General features: G+C 56.4%; 11 protein-coding genes, 2 tRNA genes and 1 pseudogene. 8 read left to right on the top strand and 6 right to left on the bottom strand.

Annotation, left to right across the window (positions count from 1 at the left end):
* Positions 1-455: pseudogene (locus BHAP_RS09720) on the top strand (IS256 family transposase); the annotation flags it as partial.
* A gap of 92 nt (positions 456-547) precedes the next feature.
* Here BHAP_RS09720 and BHAP_RS09725 read toward each other — a convergent pair.
* The 3 genes from BHAP_RS09725 to BHAP_RS09735 all read right to left on the bottom strand — a co-directional run bounded on the left by BHAP_RS09725 (position 548) and on the right by BHAP_RS09735 (position 2,441).
* Positions 548-620 (bottom strand) — tRNA-Asn (locus BHAP_RS09725).
* Between the two features lie 268 nt (positions 621-888).
* Entirely contained in the window at positions 889-2,076 is a 1,188-nt protein-coding gene (locus tag BHAP_RS09730) for an MFS transporter (protein WP_094730498.1), read from the bottom strand.
* 291 nt (positions 2,077-2,367) lie between these two features.
* Positions 2,368-2,441 (bottom strand) — tRNA-Pro (locus tag BHAP_RS09735).
* A gap of 106 nt (positions 2,442-2,547) precedes the next feature.
* Between BHAP_RS09735 and lysS the strand changes: the two genes are divergently transcribed.
* The 3 genes from lysS (at position 2,548) to BHAP_RS09750 (ending at position 6,752) form a co-directional block, all read left to right on the top strand.
* The gene (gene lysS / locus BHAP_RS09740; RefSeq protein ID WP_169713208.1) at positions 2,548-4,239 is read left to right on the top strand and encodes a lysine--tRNA ligase; all 1,692 of its coding nucleotides are present in this window, start codon (positions 2,548-2,550) and stop codon (positions 4,237-4,239) included.
* A 692-nt stretch (positions 4,240-4,931) separates the two neighbouring features.
* A complete protein-coding gene (locus BHAP_RS09745) occupies positions 4,932-5,906 on the top strand; it encodes a UbiA family prenyltransferase (RefSeq protein ID WP_420807736.1) in 975 nt (324 codons plus the stop codon).
* Positions 5,907-6,011: 105 nt separating this feature from the next.
* Positions 6,012-6,752 (top strand): phosphoglyceromutase, encoded by a 741-nt coding sequence (locus BHAP_RS09750; RefSeq protein WP_094730501.1) that lies wholly within the window; start codon positions 6,012-6,014, stop codon positions 6,750-6,752.
* 602 nt (positions 6,753-7,354) lie between these two features.
* On the opposite strand, the gene phoU is transcribed toward BHAP_RS09750, so the two are convergent.
* Positions 7,355-8,035, bottom strand: a complete 681-nt coding sequence (phoU, locus tag BHAP_RS09755; protein ID WP_094730502.1) for a phosphate signaling complex protein PhoU — start codon at positions 8,033-8,035, stop codon at positions 7,355-7,357.
* Between the two features lie 184 nt (positions 8,036-8,219).
* Here phoU and BHAP_RS09760 point away from each other — a divergent pair, with 184 nt between their 5' ends.
* Entirely contained in the window at positions 8,220-9,656 is a 1,437-nt protein-coding gene (locus BHAP_RS09760) for a sensor histidine kinase (RefSeq protein WP_244569383.1), read from the top strand.
* A 4-nt stretch (positions 9,657-9,660) separates the two neighbouring features.
* Here BHAP_RS09760 and BHAP_RS09765 read toward each other — a convergent pair whose 3' ends face one another.
* On the bottom strand, positions 9,661-9,915 hold the full coding sequence (locus tag BHAP_RS09765; RefSeq protein ID WP_094730503.1) for a DUF2530 domain-containing protein: 255 nt from the start codon (positions 9,913-9,915) through the stop codon (positions 9,661-9,663).
* Positions 9,916-10,034: 119 nt separating this feature from the next.
* The gene (serC, locus tag BHAP_RS09770; protein WP_094730504.1) at positions 10,035-11,183 is read right to left on the bottom strand and encodes a phosphoserine transaminase; all 1,149 of its coding nucleotides are present in this window, start codon (positions 11,181-11,183) and stop codon (positions 10,035-10,037) included.
* A gap of 323 nt (positions 11,184-11,506) precedes the next feature.
* Here serC and BHAP_RS09775 point away from each other — a divergent pair, with 323 nt between their 5' ends.
* The 3 genes from BHAP_RS09775 (at position 11,507) to BHAP_RS09785 (ending at position 14,784) form a co-directional block, all read left to right on the top strand.
* Complete coding sequence (locus BHAP_RS09775) at positions 11,507-12,538, top strand: CHAP domain-containing protein (RefSeq protein WP_094730505.1); 1,032 nt, start codon at positions 11,507-11,509, stop codon at positions 12,536-12,538.
* A gap of 586 nt (positions 12,539-13,124) precedes the next feature.
* Entirely contained in the window at positions 13,125-13,907 is a 783-nt protein-coding gene (locus BHAP_RS09780; protein WP_094730518.1) for an NlpC/P60 family protein, read from the top strand.
* 58 nt (positions 13,908-13,965) lie between these two features.
* Positions 13,966-14,784 carry a C40 family peptidase gene (locus BHAP_RS09785; RefSeq protein WP_244569386.1) on the top strand — a complete coding sequence of 273 codons (819 nt, stop codon included), beginning with the start codon at positions 13,966-13,968 and terminating at the stop codon, positions 14,782-14,784.
* The last annotated feature ends 112 nt before the right edge of the window (positions 14,785-14,896 follow it).

Genomic DNA, 14,896 nt, shown 5'->3' on the forward strand with positions numbered 1-14,896 from the left:
AGAAAAGCGAATACGCCGACGGCAGCGTGAACGACATGCACCAAAGACTCGTCAAGGCCAAGCGCATGATCCGCGGACGCATCCGCGAGGGGCACCTGTTCACGTTCCTCGACGAGGACCTGACGGAGAACGGAACGATACCATCCACGAACAACCTCATCGAATCATGGAACGGACGAATCCGGGACATGCTGCGCCATCACCGCGGACTGCGCCTGATCCGGCAACTGAAGGCGATCTGCTGGTGGTGCCACCAGCACGCCGAACACCCCGAGACGGACGCATGGCTGGCGACGAACGCGATCACGGACGAACGGCTGGAGAGCCTCTACCAGAAGGCATGGGAGAACAGCCCGCAGGGCCGATACGAGACGTTCGGCATCCCCATGCACCACGGCACCGGCATCGACTGGAACGACTTCCACACCCGGGTCGAATGGCCATCCAACGACTAGACCACCAGACACACATTTTGGCCTATAACCCAAAAAATAAACAGGCCAAAACGCAATAAGCCCCGGTGTTGAACCGAGGCTTATTGTAACCGCTCCTGCGACTGGGCTTGAACCAGTGACCGTCCGATTAACAGTCGGATGCTCTGCCAACTGAGCTACGCAGGAATATTTAATTCTTGCCGCCTGCCATGTGATTTCCACCGGCCGAAGCAACGAAAGAAAAGAATACGCACTCTATCCGTTTTATGCAAATCGGCGTGTCGCACTGTGTTATAGCGAACTGCCGCATACGCAATGTGGGTGTGAACTGATCATGTAGCGCCGAAAAATCGTCCCAGATGAACAGTCCACACCCACATCACCGTATAAGCGAACAGTCTATGCCCGCAAACATAGTCGCCGAGCATAGATCACGCGCCGCATGCGTGCCCTCTCACACATGGACTTCACGCAATCGAGCCGCCGCATCCGTATCAGTCTCGTAACGCATCGAATAGAACGCGAGCAATCCAACCGCGAGCAATGCCAGCGGAATGCCGCCGAGTCCAGTGAATCGATAATTCATGGCGAACGTGGTAAGCATCGTGCCACCAACCATCGAACCGACCGCGTTACCGAAGTTAAACGCTACCTGTACTGCGGCACCTGCGATCAACTCGCCGCCGCCCTGACCGGCTTCGGTCATCAACAACTGCTGCGGGGCAGAAATAAAGAACAAACCAAACGCAATCCAGAACGTCAACAATCCGGTCGTAAAGTGATTGCCCGGCAGTGTCAGTACCATCACCAAGCCAAGGCAGGAAACAAGCTGACCGAGTGCAGCCGTACCAGCGTGCCGCCAGCGATCAGTAATCTGTCCGCCGATCAAGCCGCCGACCACCATGCCGAAACCGGCGAGCATCATCAGCAGCGGTACTAGAGACGCCGACCATCCGCCGGTGTTTTGCAGCCACGGCGAGACGTAACTCCACCAGCAGAACACGCCCGCGTTACCAGTAAATACAGCCGCGAGAATTATCCACGGGCCGGGCTTGGTGAGGAAACGGAACTGACCCTTGATGCCGGCGTCTTTGATCGGCGCAACGAACGGAACCCACGCGCTCGTCAATACGATCGTCATCGCAGCCCATGCAGCGAGAATGCCGAACGCGAGTCGCCACGATAGAAACTCGGCCATCATGGTGCCTGCTGGTACGCCGAGCATGTTCGCGACGGTCTGACCAGTGACCATCATCGAGACGGATTGCGCTTCCTTACCTTTGTCAGCGAGTGTCTTCGCGATGAGTGTTGCCGTGCCGAAGAACGCGCCGTGCGGCAGACCGGCGATGAAACGCGCGACGATCAACATGGGCGCGCTGATTGAGAACGCGCTCAGCAGATTGCCGACGAGTGCGATCACCATGAACAAGATGATGAGATTCTTCGGCGGCACTTTGCGGCCGAATACGAGGATTAATGTACCGATACATACGCCGATCGCGTACGCGGAAATGAAATGGCCGGCAGTTGGGATATCGACGTTCATCGCGGTGGCGGCCTGCGGCAGAATGCCCATCATGACGAATTCGGCCGCGCCGAGGATGAACGCGCCAGATGCAAGCGCGAGAATGCTCTTTTTCATGGTGTATTTTGAGTGTTCCTAGGGTGGTAATGCGGTAATGAGACTTTGATAATGATAATGGTACGCGCAACGATACTGGTGCGTAATCGCTGATCACTGATGGAGTGGCGGTTTTCTCTCACTGTGCGGCTCTCAGTGAGAGATTTCTGCCACGCACAGACGCGCGCCGATAATGCTGATACGAATAGCGCGCAGTAATGATACGCGCAGTAATGATACGCGCAATGATACAAATCAGGATATGTATAGAAAAAAGGAACCACTGATTACTCAGTGATTCCCTTATTGCAGTCGGGCTGGCGGGATTTGAACCCGCGGCCTCTTCGTCCCGAACGAAGCGCGCTACCAAGCTGCGCTACAGCCCGTTTTGGCAACGTCCGCTATATTACTGCCTGCCGCGCATGAGTCAAACCTCGGCGTGTCGTCGGTTTCAAGTACCCCGGTATGACCCCGCCGCTACACTAGTAGGCTATGTGCGAAACCCAAGAATCCCAAGCAAATGAGGAAGAGAACGCCACGTCTACAGCTGCCCCCGCGATGACCACGGTCGAGCGCGCTCAGATGCTGCTGAAGCAGGATGAAACGATCGCCGCGAAGATCAAGTCTGGCGCAACGCTGGATGAGGCCGTCGACCCGTCGAATAAGGAATTTGGTCCGCTGGCTCACCCCGAACAGGTGCAGATGCGCGTTGCCAAGCGCGCCATGATGCTTGAAGCTGGCATTGCCCCCTATCCGGTGCATCTCGACGTCGATCACACGATCGAGCAAGTGCGTGCCGCATACGACGGCAAGCTCGAACCCGGTCAGGAAACCGAGGATATGGTCGGTATTGCCGGACGTGTTCTGTTCCTGCGCAACGCGGGCGGCCTGTGCTTCGTGCAGCTGTCGGCTGGTGACGGCACGAAGATTCAAGGCATGATCTCCAAGAAGGAGATCGGCGCGGACTCACTTAAGCAGTTTAAGCAGCTTGTCGATCTCGGTGACCACCTATATCTGCGCGGTCGTGTGATCTCGTCGAAGACTGGCGAGCTGTCAGTATTCGCAACCGAGTGGGCGATCGCTGCGAAGGCCCTGCAGCCGTTGCCCGCGCTGCACAAGGATCTCAACGAGGACACGCGTACGCGCAAGCCGTACATCGGTATGATCGCGGACGAGAAAATCCGTAACATGGTGCGCAATCGTTCCAAGGCCGTCGCCTCATTGCGTCGCACGTTCGACGATCACGACTTTATCGAAGTCGAGACGCCGATGTTGCAGACTGTGCATGGCGGCGCCGCGGCTCGCCCGTTCACCACGCATATGAACGCGTTCGATCTCGATCTTTACCTGCGTATTGCGCCGGAACTGTTCTTGAAGCGTTGCTTGGTCGGCGGTATTGATCGTGTGTTTGAGATCAACCGCGACTTCCGTAACGAGGGCGTCGACGCGACGCACGCGCCGGAGTTCACGATGGTTGAGGCGTATCAGGCGTACGGCACGTACGACACGATCGGCCGTCTCGTCAAGGAACTCGTGCAGAAGACTGCGATGGACGTGTTTGGTTCGTACAAGGTCACGCTGCTCGACGGCACTGAATACGATTTCGGCGGCGAATGGAAGCAAATCAGCATGTATGATTCGCTGTCGGAAGCGCTCGGCGAGGAGATTGTGCCGAACGGCGGTCCGGATGCGCCGGGCACGAGCGTTGAGCATCTCGGTGAGATCGCCGACAAGCTTGGCGTGGAACGTGACGAGGTGGAAAATCACGGCAAGCTCGTCGAACACCTGTGGGAGCACTTCTACGAAGACAAGCTCTACGAGCCGACTTTCGTACGTGACTTCCCGGTTGAAACTTCGCCGCTCGTTAAGGGTCATCGCTCCAAGCCGGGCGTTGTTGAGAAGTGGGATCTTTACGTGCGCGGCTTTGAGCTGGCCACCGGTTACTCCGAGCTCAACGATCCGGTCGTGCAGCGCGAACGTTTCGTGGCTCAGGCCAAGGACGCGATGGCTGGCGACGAAGAAGCGTGCGATATCGACGAGGACTTCCTTGAAGCGCTCGGCGTGGGCATGCCGCCGGCTGGTGGTATGGGCATGGGTATCGACCGACTGCTCATCGCGCTGACTGGTGCGACGATCCGCGAAACGATCACGTTCCCGCTCGTCAAGCCGCTCGCGTTGCAGTAGTGCGTGGCTAGAGGCTAGCTGAGAAGACTGATTCATCTGGCTGACTGTTGAGGGTTTCATCTTGCGTGTTATGGCAGGATGAAACCCTCAACGTATATCTGGTTAAGTCGCGTTAGGCTTATCGCACTATGTGTGATATTGCGGCGGATACTCTGACATCTTCCGCCGAAATATCACAGAAATCGACCGGAAAGTGTGATATTGCGGCGGAAGATTCCACGTTGTCCGCCGATATATCACAGAAAACAGGCCCTCAGCGTGATATGTTGGCGCCTATTCATTCGACAACCGCCGCAATGTCACTGTTAGCGCTGTTGCACGGCCGCCGAGAAGTATGCAGTAGTAATCACCAATCATGAGCAATCCAGCAAATCATCGTGACTAGCTCAATACACTCAATACATTCAATACACTCAAACAAATAGGCAGTGTAACCATCGCGCTCAGGCAATAGACTGATAGTCATGCATGCAACGTGGAAACTGTGGTTGGCTGGAACTCGTCCGCGCACGCTATCGGCCAGTATCGCGCCGGTAATCGTCGGCGCGGCCTCGGCGTGGGGTATTTTCACGCATCGCGGCGGTTGGGGACTGCACTGTATCGATACAACATCCGAAGCTCCAACCGCAATTGGCCAGCCTTGCGATGTGTGGTGGTACACGATTGACGGCGCAATACTGCGCTTCTTCGGTATGACGTTCTTGTGCATCGGCGTCGCTCTGTTTCTTCAGATTGCTGTCAATTTCGCAAACGACTACTCCGATGGCATCCGCGGCGTGGACGACGGCCGATCAGTTCCCGAATCGCACACGGCAGACGGCTCACGAACAGCCAGTTCACTTCCTGCTCAGCCTGCTGCCACTGCTCAACCAGCCGCCCCCGCTCAACCAGTTACCAAGGTCACCAAACCGCAGCGTCTCGTCGCATCCGGCGTACCCCCGAAGCAAGTTCTCGCCGCAGCTGGTATCGCCGCAGCACTCGCCTGCATCTGTGGACTAGCAGCGTCCATTATTTCCGGTCAATACTGGCTGATCGCACTCGGCGCACTGTGCCTGCTCGCCGGCTGGTTCTACACTGGCGGCCATCAACCGTACGGCTACGCAGGACTCGGCGAAGTGTCCGTATTCGTGTTCTTCGGTCTCGTCGCCACGCTCGGCACTGAGTTTGTGATATGTCAATCGTTTGACGGTTTCGGTATCCCCAACGTAACGCGATTCGATTTCGCGCAGCCGTTTGCTGACAGCTGGAACGGCTGGGTATGGTTCTGGCAAGGTCAGTTCGGTATCGACTTGACTGGCTTGGTTGCGGCCGTGTGCTGCGGATTGAACGCGGTACTGCTGCTGATGGTCAACAATCTGCGCGACATAACTGAAGACAAGCAGCACGGCAAACGCACGCTGGCAGTGCGACTGGGGGAGCGTGGTGCGCGCATTGCGTTGATCGTTTGCCTTGCGCTTGACGTACTGCTGGTCGCGATATTGGTGACGGTGCTGTGGTTTGCGTGGGGCATGATTCTACTGTTGTCGAGTCTTGCTGTACCAGTGCGCATCGTGCGCAGTATTGCGCGGCATGATTTTCGATGGGCGCTCGCGGATGCGGGATACTGGAATCTGTTTTTCCTGATACTGTTCGTGATCTGTATGGGGGCGTCTGGCATCGGACAGTGATCAGTTGGATGATGCGCGCGCAAATGCACGAATAGGTTTGGACACGATATCCGTTTTTTGTCGAACCGCTCGTATTTGGGCGCCTCGGGCGGTAGACTTGGCGGTATGACTTACAAACTAGTACTGCTCCGTCATGGACAGAGCGCATGGAATAAAACCAATCAGTTCACCGGCTGGGTCGACGTCCCGCTGACCGAGCAGGGTGAAGCCGAAGCCAAGCGCGGCGGCGAGCTGCTCAAGGAGAAGAACGTCCTTCCGGACATCGTCTTCACCTCGCTGTTGCGTCGTGCTATCAACACTGCCAACATCGCACTGGACGCCGCAGATCGTCTGTGGATTCCGGTCGAGCGCAGCTGGCGTCTCAACGAGCGTCACTACGGCGCTCTGCAGGGCAAGAACAAGACTGAGATCCGTCAGGAATACGGCGACGAGAAGTTCATGCTGTGGCGTCGTTCCTACGCGACCCCGCCGCCAGAGATCGATCCGAACGATCAGTACGCGCAGAACCATGATCCGCGCTACACTGGCGATCCGGTTCCGGAAGCTGAGTGCTTGGCTGATGTTGTTAAGCGTGTTGAGCCGTACTTCAAGTCCGACATTGAGCCGCAGCTGCGCGCTGGCAAGACCGTGCTGATCGCTGCTCACGGCAACTCGCTGCGTGCTATCGTCAAGATGCTCGACAACCTGACCGAGGAAGAGATCGCTAAGGTCAACATTCCGACCGCTATCCCGCTGCTGTACGAGCTTGATGACGATTTCAAGCCGGTCAAGCCGCGCGGTGAGTACCTTGACCCGGAAGCTGCTGCCGCTGGTGCTGCTGCTGTCGCTGCTCAGGGCCAGAAGTGATCTGATTCAGCTGATTATTGCTGCAACGGCTATAACACCGCTATAACAGGGACCTACACCACAGTGTGTGGGTCCTTTTTTATATGCTCCGACCATGTGCGGGCGAAATGGCATCGAGAAAACAAGCGTAAGTGCGCGCAATAATGGGGCCTGCGCGCACTTACGCTTGAAAATCGGCTCAAAAACCAGCATAACTGCGCGCGAGCCTCGGTTTTGCGCGCACTTACGCTTGTTTTGGGTGATACACCCAGTATGGCGTGGCAGAAAACGCTCGCTGAGGCCACTGTCAGCGAGCGAAAACCGCCACTACTGATCCTGCGTGGCAGAAAACGCTCGCTGAGTGGCGCTTAGCGAGCGAAAACCGCCACGCTCTCCTATATGGTCGCACGTCCACACCACGCACCCACCTATACCCACCTACGCACCCACACACTGCTGTGTGATTGCTGTGAGTGGCAGAAATGTCTCACTGAGCAGCACTCAGTGAGACATTTCTGCCACTCACAACAGGGAACACCTGAGAAGCCGTACAAAAGCCACATAAAAAAAAGGGGCTTCCCGTTACGGAAAGCCCCCTAAAGCAATCGGTAGTCGATCAGGAATCAGTCGACAGCGCCATCCTCATCGCGAGTCGGCTCCTTGCTCGGGTCAAAACCCGACACAATGAACACCACGCGACGGGCAGCCGACACAGCGTGATCGCCAAGACGCTCCATGAAACGGCCGAGCAACACAACGTCGATCAGCTGCTGCTTGGAGCCCTGCCAATCGTCGGACAGTGCCAGTTCAAAGGTCTTGTGGTGCAGCGCATCGAGCTGGTCATCGTTGCGGATGATGCGATCAGCGATCTTCGCGTCACGATCAGCCAGCATAGCCACCACGTTGTCAGCAGTCTCGTCAAGGAAGTCCTGCATCTGACGGAAGATGTCCTTCGCTTCCTCAGGCAGCGGGGACTCCGGGTACGCGCGGCGAGCAGCCTCAGCGATGTGACGAGCCAGATCGCCCATACGCTCGAACGTTGCGGCCAGACGCAGCGTGGAAACGACCACGCGCAGATCGGTAGCAACCGGGGTCTGCTTGGCCAGCAGCTTCACACACTGATCGATAATGCTCGACTCCAGTGCATCAATCTCGATGTCGCCATCGATAACAGCCTGAGCTGCTTCGACATCGGCATCCAGCAGGGCCTTGCCGGCACCGTTGATAGCCTTACGAACATCCTTGGCCATACGGTCGAGATCGTCGGCGACGGCCTTCATCTCCTCATTAAAAATAACGCGCATTGTTGTGCCTTTCTTTTCACACTTCTGCAACCTATATAAGTGTATTATTCCCGTCGCGTGTTTCTCAACAACGTAGCTAAAAGCCATGCGACGTTTAGGTATTGTTCACGGAAACGTTCACCTTGTATTCATGTGATCGGCATGTCGTTAGCCTTCACAATCGTCCTGTGGGAGAATGGAAAACATGCCAAAGTACCTGCAAACCATCATTGTGTTCGTGCCATTCGCCATCATGGGCCTTGCTTTGGTGACGTTGGTAGTATTTTGGCTGTACGATCGCATTCGGCCGATGTTCGACAATCGTTTTGTTGATGACAAGCTGTCTGCTGATGATGGACGCGGCAGTTTACACGCATCGCGAGCGTCTCACGGAGCGTCTCGCGGAGTGTCGATGAAGTCGATCTCATCAATATGGAGTCGCCTACGCGCGTGGTTTCGTTCGCTACTGCATAAGCTACTGTATAAGCTGCTGCATAAGCACAATGAGGACGACGCTGAAACCGAAGACCTCGGCCCTGACACGACTGCCCTACTCGCAATGCTGCCGGAAGCAACGGTGGTAGTAAATAGTCGCGATGAAGTGATTCGTGCGAATCCTGATGCGTATATGCTCGGGGTCGTGCACGACGAATCAATCGTCGATGACACAGTACGCGAGGCGATTCATGAAGTGCGTCGCGTAGGCGGCCGCAAACAGTTTGATCTGACAACGCATACTCCAGAGCGAACAATGGCTATTGCGCACAGTGATAACGATACTAACGATACGACTGAAGATACTGATTCCGCGGCCACGGCGGCCACGACAGCAACTGATCGCGCAGCGATTGAAGTGCGCGGCGTCGCCCGACCTAACTGGCTCAAGATTACGGTCGGCAAAGTTGGTGATTTTGTAGTGGTGCTCATCAACGATGTGAGTGAGGCGATACGATTCGCGCAAGTACGTGACTCGTTTATCAGCAACGTGTCTGAGCAGTTACTCAAGCCATCGCAAGCGTTGGAACAGTTGTCTGATGCGCTCGCCAATGATGTTATGGACCCCGAACAAATCTCGTGGTATGCGCATGAGGTGAGTGCTTCCTGCGGTCGACTCAATCACATGGTTGCTGATTTGATGCTGCTGATCGAAGCGCAGGAACCGGTTGCACCGTCGTCGGCGAACCGGCTCAACGTTATGGAACAAGTACGATTGGCTTGCGAACGGCTTCACGCGGATGCTGACCGATACGGTATAACAGTTAACATCGGTGGCGACGACTCGCTGACCGTCAACGGTGATGCTGGGCAAGTCACGGCCGCCGTGGCGAAACTCGTACAGAATGCGCTCGTCTATTCGCCGACTTCAGGCGTGGTCAATGTTGCGGTGTCACGATCGGACGATGGGTCGCAAGCAGTTATTGAAGTGGTTGATCAAGGCGTGGGTATTGCTAAAGACGAGCAGTCGCGTATTTTCGAGCGGTTCTACCGTGGACACAATCAGACGATGCGTTCGCGCGGCGGCATTGGATTGGGATTGGCGATTGTCAAGCATGTTGCGCTCACGCATCACGGCAATGTGTCAGTGTGGAGCGCGCCCGGCAGCGGCGCGACGTTCACCTTCTGCCTACCGCTCGCCCAGTAATCACTCACACGCCTAATCGGCGGTAGTCCCAGCGGTCAAAATGCTCCCATATGAGCATCATGACGCCAATAACCGTGCCGGCTGCGCATACAATCAGCCCTCGCAATACCGGCAGATCAAGGAACAGGAGAATCGCGCATACAATCAGCGCAGCGCACCACAGTGCCGTGCCGATCAGGAACGTCTTACGCAGATCGACACGCACAGGCTTAGGTGCCGGGCGGCACGCGTCCGGATTAATAATCGGTGCGAATTTCATACCGTGTACTCTATCGCGGGGCCGTTACCGCCGCTAGTTAGCCGGTCAGTCGATCAACTAGCCGGTCGGTCAGTCAGCCAGTCAGTCAGCCAACTCACTCAGCCGGTCAGTCAGCCAACTCACTCAGCCAGCCGCTCGACAACGTAGTCGATGCAGCTAGTTAATGCGACCACGTCAGCCGGCTCAACGGATGGAAACACGCCGATACGCAGCTGATTGCGGCCCAACTTGCGATAACCAGACGTATCTACGATACCGTTGTCACGCAGAGCAGCCACGACCTGCTTCGCACTCACCGCATCGTCAAGATCAATCGTCACCACCGAATGCGAGCGCGCGTCTGTGTCCGCGACGAACGGTTGCGCGTACTGCGAGCGCGCCGCCCAGTCATACAGTACGGACGCCGATTTTGCGCAACGTGCGGTCGACCAGTCCATGCCGCCGTTATCGTTCAACCAACGAATCTGATTCGCCAGCATAATCAGCGTAGCCACAGCCGGCGTGTTCAGTGTTTGATCCTTGCGTGAGTTTTCGATCGCAGCACTCAGTGACAGGAACGGCGGCACCCAACGGCGAGCGCCTTCCAACGTGGCACTGTGTTCGACTTCAGACGCGCGCTCGATCGCAGCGGGGGAGAGTACGGCAATCCACAGGCCGCCGTCCGAACCGAACGCTTTTTGCGGGGAGAAATAATAGGCGTCAGTTTGCGAGACGTCTACTGGTAGCGCGCCGGCTGCTGACGTACCGTCAACCAACGTAACAGCTCCCTGCTCGCGGCTTCCTGCTACGCGACGCACCGGAGCGGCAACGCCGGTTGACGTTTCGTTATGCGCCCAACAATAGGCGTCCACATCTTCCGTGTATTCCGGTAGGCGGAACGTGCCCGGCTCGCCTGCGTAAATCACGGGTTCTTCGAGGAACGGTGCGCTCGCGGCTGACTTGGCGAATTTCGTACTGAACGAGCCGTATGTGCCGAATGCGGCGCGGCGGGAGATCAGTGAGGCGCAGGCCATATCCCAGAACGCACTGGCGCCGCCGTTGCCGAGTACGATTTCGTAGCCGTCAGGCAGGTGGAAGAAGGAGGAGAGTCCTTCGCGAATCGACGCGACGACTTGCCGTACTGGACTTTGCCGATGTGACGTACCGAGTAGCGTGTGTGCACCTTCATCGAGTGCGCGCACTTGTGCTTCGCGGATTTTGCTCGGGCCGGAGCCGAACCGGCCGTCCTCGGGGAGCATGGATTGGGGGATAGTGATCGTGTTGGCCATAGTTTCTCAGCGTAGCGATCGTTGCGGATTCGCGGTAGTTGCGTCCGGAAAGCGGAACATTGGTGGAATCTTGGGAGATGCTGGGAAGTGCTGAATGTAGCACGAAAATGCTGTTGGAGCAGCGTTCGTACAGTGTCGGGTTGGTGTTCGGCGCGGAGCTGAAGTATTGCTGAAAAGATGCTGAAGTAACGTTGAAATATCGGCAATGACCGCGCCTTAGAGTAAGGTGCTGACATGTGACAGAAGCGTGGATGTGATTCGCCTTCAGTCCGTGATGTTTGAAATCGGCAATCAGCGAATGGCATCTGGCAAGGAGTGACAGTATGAGGCATGGTGCTCACAAGACGCGTAAGACGGAACCGTCGTATCGTCTGTTCATGCAGGCACTGTTCTCGTCTGCTCGCTCTGCTCACGCTGGTCGCGGTTCGCACGCGCTGCGTACTGTGCGCGCTATGCAACTCGCCGATGGTGGTGCGGTTGTTGGCCTCGATCAAGCTGTTGCCGACAAGTTGAATGAGATCGTGCCGCAAACTCGCCGTTCTATGCGTGAAGCTGCGTGTGCGGCTGAGCGTAAAACTACGATTATGACGTCCGCGTCACTGGCTGCGTTGGTTGGTACTGCAGCGAGTGCGATGGCGTTTGCGAATACTGAAAATCTTGATCTTGCTGCTGACGATGCTGCGACTACGACCATGCAGATGCGGCCGGTGGTTGCTGAGACGAGTGCGGCGGCGTCCCGTTCGCAGTCTCGCACTCCGTTGAATAATGAGGCATCATCAACGGTTGCGCAGTCTGAGCAGGCTTCGTCATCCGCATCGACCACAGACGGTACGGCTACGACGACCGTCAACGAAGGTACGTGGCAGTTAGCTGACGATAGTGGCACGCTGGATTTGGGTAGTGTGTCGAAATCGATTGCAAATAATCCGGTGGTCGCCTCACTGATGGATACGGATTATTCACTGCTACCGGAAGGCTTTGATCCGAACCATGCGACCGGCGAGAATGGCAACACGTATCCGTGGGGTCAGTGCACTTGGTATGCGTACCAGCGTCGCACGGAACTTGGTTTGCCGGTTGGCTCGTATTTCGGCAATGCTGCTGACTGGGTTGATTCGGCACGTCGTTTCGGCTACTGGGTTGATTCTACGGCTCGTCACGTAGGCGATGTTGTGGTATTTGCTCCCGGTCAGATGGGCGCGGATTCGTACTACGGTCATGTTGCTGTTATTGAGAAGATCAACGAGGATGGCTCGATTGAAGTGTCCGAGTCAAACGCCAAGGGATTGGGTGTGATCTCCTCGCGCACGTTCACCGCTGAACAAGTCAAGCAGCTTAACTACATTCACTACTGATCTGTGCACGTGGCACCCATGTGTGGTTGTCGTACGTGGTATCTGTGTGCGTGGCATCCGCGTGAGTTGCTCGTGCGTGGCGCTCATGCGAGGTGCTCGTGCGTAGCGCCTATGCGTGTGGCAGTCGTGCGTGTGACTCCCCGTGCATATGCCCCCACCGCCAGTGCTCTCACCGGCGCATGGTTCCCGTGCGTGGCGGAAAATGCTCGCTGGGATGCTTCTTAGTGAGTGTTTTCTGCCAGTGGGGAGTGTGCGTGGCGGAAAATGCTTGCTGACATGCTTCTCAGCGAGTGTTTTCTGCCAGTGAGAAGTGTTAGTGGCGGAAAACGCTCGCTTACATGCTGCTTAGTGAGAGATTTCTGCCACGCACATACATATGTGCCACATATGGCGTTTGTCTATTGCCGAGGGTGTGCTGATGCGCGATTCGCACGAGAGTGATCAATATCGTGTGTGATGATGTGCGTTTGCCGACAAATATGTGATGTTCTGTTCGGCGTGTCGCCCTAGATATCGGTGCTGTACACATAGTTGATGGCTATATTTAGGGGCCAGTAGGTAAATGCTCATGTTACAGTCAGGTCTTATGAGCTCGCATAAAACGATCGCATCCTTGCTAACGACCGCTGTGTCTGCCGCCGCTGTTCTCACGTTTGCTGTGCCTGCAGCGAATGCTGATATTTCCGGCCAAGTCAATACCAACGGTAGTGCGATCACCTCGTCCCGCTCATTTCCATCGTATTCAGCAGCTCGCAAGGACTTAACCGTCGAACACACGTCCACCGACGTTGAAGATAGTGCCGACTGGGGTTCTACCGAATCGCTTGACGTGCCGCAGACCAAGTCTCAAGCCGAAAAAGATCGCGAAGCAGCTGAATCCAAAGCCAAGGCCGAGGAAGAAGCGCGCGTCAAAGCCGAGGCTGAAGCCGCTGCTGCACTCGCCGCGCAATCACAGGCTGCCAGCCGCAGTCAACAGCGCACCTCGCCAAGCGATTCATCATCTGCAAGCGCGTCTGCCGCATCAGTTGCCGAAGTCTCTGGCAACGCAGGAGCTGCAGTCGCTGCCGCATACTCGTTGCTCGGCCAAAGCATGGATTGCACTGCACTCGTCAGCGCCGCGCTGGCTGCTGGCGGTATCAACTTCCACGGCTGGCCTGAAGAATACGCCAATCTCGGCGAGCATGTTACTGAACCGCAGCCCGGCGATATTCTTGTCTATCGATACACAGGCGGTTTCAACGGCGGTGTTCACTGGGATCATGTTGCGATTTACGTCGGCAACGGTAAAGCCGTGCACGGCGGTTGGAACGGTTCCAACGTTGTAGTTGCTGGCATGATGAACCCCGACATTATCGTGCGCGTGTTCTAAATCCGATTTTGGATCATCACTATCCCTTGGGCATATCTTGTAGTAGGGTCACATGGTGATGATGAATATGAAGCGTAATGTATCTGTGATCGCCGCCGCAGCCGCGCTGTCGTGCATGGCAGCGGTAGCTGTCGCTCCTGCCGCACAGGCTGCTGATGCAGCTGGTACGGTCACCTCGTCCCGCTCGTTCCCAAAACAGCAGGTCGTTCGTAAGAACTTGCTTGCTGAGTCCACGGCCACTTCAGTTGACAACGATGCAAACTGGGGTAGCACAGAAAATCTCGATGTTCCGCATACCCAGTCACAGGCCGAAAAAGATGCGGCCGCCGCGCAGGCTGCGAAAGAACAAGCCGAGAAAGAAGCTGCGGCGGCCGCCGAAGCTGCCGCACAAGCCGCGGCTGCTGCGGCAAGCCGTTCTGTTGAGCGTGAGTCGCTCAACAATACGACAACATCTACTGATAGCAGCACGTCAGATACTGCGGATTCCAGTAGTGGTTCGTCTTCAAACGCAAGTGTGAGTGCGCCAACAAACGCTAGTGCTGAGGCTTTGGCTGCATACGCGACGCAGTTCGTCGGCGCTCCGTACGCTGCTGGCGGCAATACGCCGAGCGGCTGGGATTGCTCCGGTTTCGTTCAGTATGTATTCGCGCAGTTTGGCATCAGCTTGCCACACTATTCCGGCGGTCAAGCTGCAGTCGGCACTGCTGTTGCCAGCCTTGCAGATGCTCGCCCGGGCGATATTATTGCCAACGCGGGCCACGCTGCAATTTACATCGGTAACGGTCTGGTGGTAAACGCGCTGAATCCGGTTGACGGCACGCAAATCACCGGTTTGGGCGTGTTCTCTGGATCGTATTCGATTCGTCGCGTGCTGTAACGCAGCCCTATCATGTGATTGCGGCGCGTCTTGCAGGCGCACAGTTCGTGCACAGCCCTCGCACAGTCTTACACAAGCGGTACTCGCAGATGAGTGCCGCTTGTTGTATTTT

It is taken from the genome of Bifidobacterium hapali, from assembly GCF_002259755.1.
GTDB classification, from domain to species: Bacteria; Actinomycetota; Actinomycetes; order Actinomycetales; family Bifidobacteriaceae; genus Bifidobacterium; species Bifidobacterium hapali.

Excerpts from the sequence above, each read along its gene's own strand:
- BHAP_RS09745 (WP_420807736.1), top strand. The coding sequence starts at position 4,932 with ATGACGTTCTTGTGCATCGGCGTCGCTCTGTTTCTTCAGATTGCTGTC.
- BHAP_RS09780 (WP_094730518.1), top strand. The coding sequence starts at position 13,125 with ATGAGCTCGCATAAAACGATCGCATCCTTGCTAACGACCGCTGTGTCT.
- BHAP_RS09760 (WP_244569383.1), top strand. The coding sequence starts at position 8,220 with ATGCCAAAGTACCTGCAAACCATCATTGTGTTCGTGCCATTCGCCATC.
- BHAP_RS09730 (WP_094730498.1), bottom strand. The coding sequence starts at position 2,076 with ATGAAAAAGAGCATTCTCGCGCTTGCATCTGGCGCGTTCATCCTCGGC.
- BHAP_RS09775 (WP_094730505.1), top strand. The coding sequence starts at position 11,507 with ATGAGGCATGGTGCTCACAAGACGCGTAAGACGGAACCGTCGTATCGT.
- phoU (WP_094730502.1), bottom strand. The coding sequence starts at position 8,035 with ATGCGCGTTATTTTTAATGAGGAGATGAAGGCCGTCGCCGACGATCTC.
- BHAP_RS09785 (WP_244569386.1), top strand. The coding sequence starts at position 13,966 with ATGATGAATATGAAGCGTAATGTATCTGTGATCGCCGCCGCAGCCGCG.
- BHAP_RS09750 (WP_094730501.1), top strand. The coding sequence starts at position 6,012 with ATGACTTACAAACTAGTACTGCTCCGTCATGGACAGAGCGCATGGAAT.
- serC (WP_094730504.1), bottom strand. The coding sequence starts at position 11,183 with ATGGCCAACACGATCACTATCCCCCAATCCATGCTCCCCGAGGACGGC.
- BHAP_RS09765 (WP_094730503.1), bottom strand. The coding sequence starts at position 9,915 with ATGAAATTCGCACCGATTATTAATCCGGACGCGTGCCGCCCGGCACCT.
- lysS (WP_169713208.1), top strand. The coding sequence starts at position 2,548 with ATGTGCGAAACCCAAGAATCCCAAGCAAATGAGGAAGAGAACGCCACG.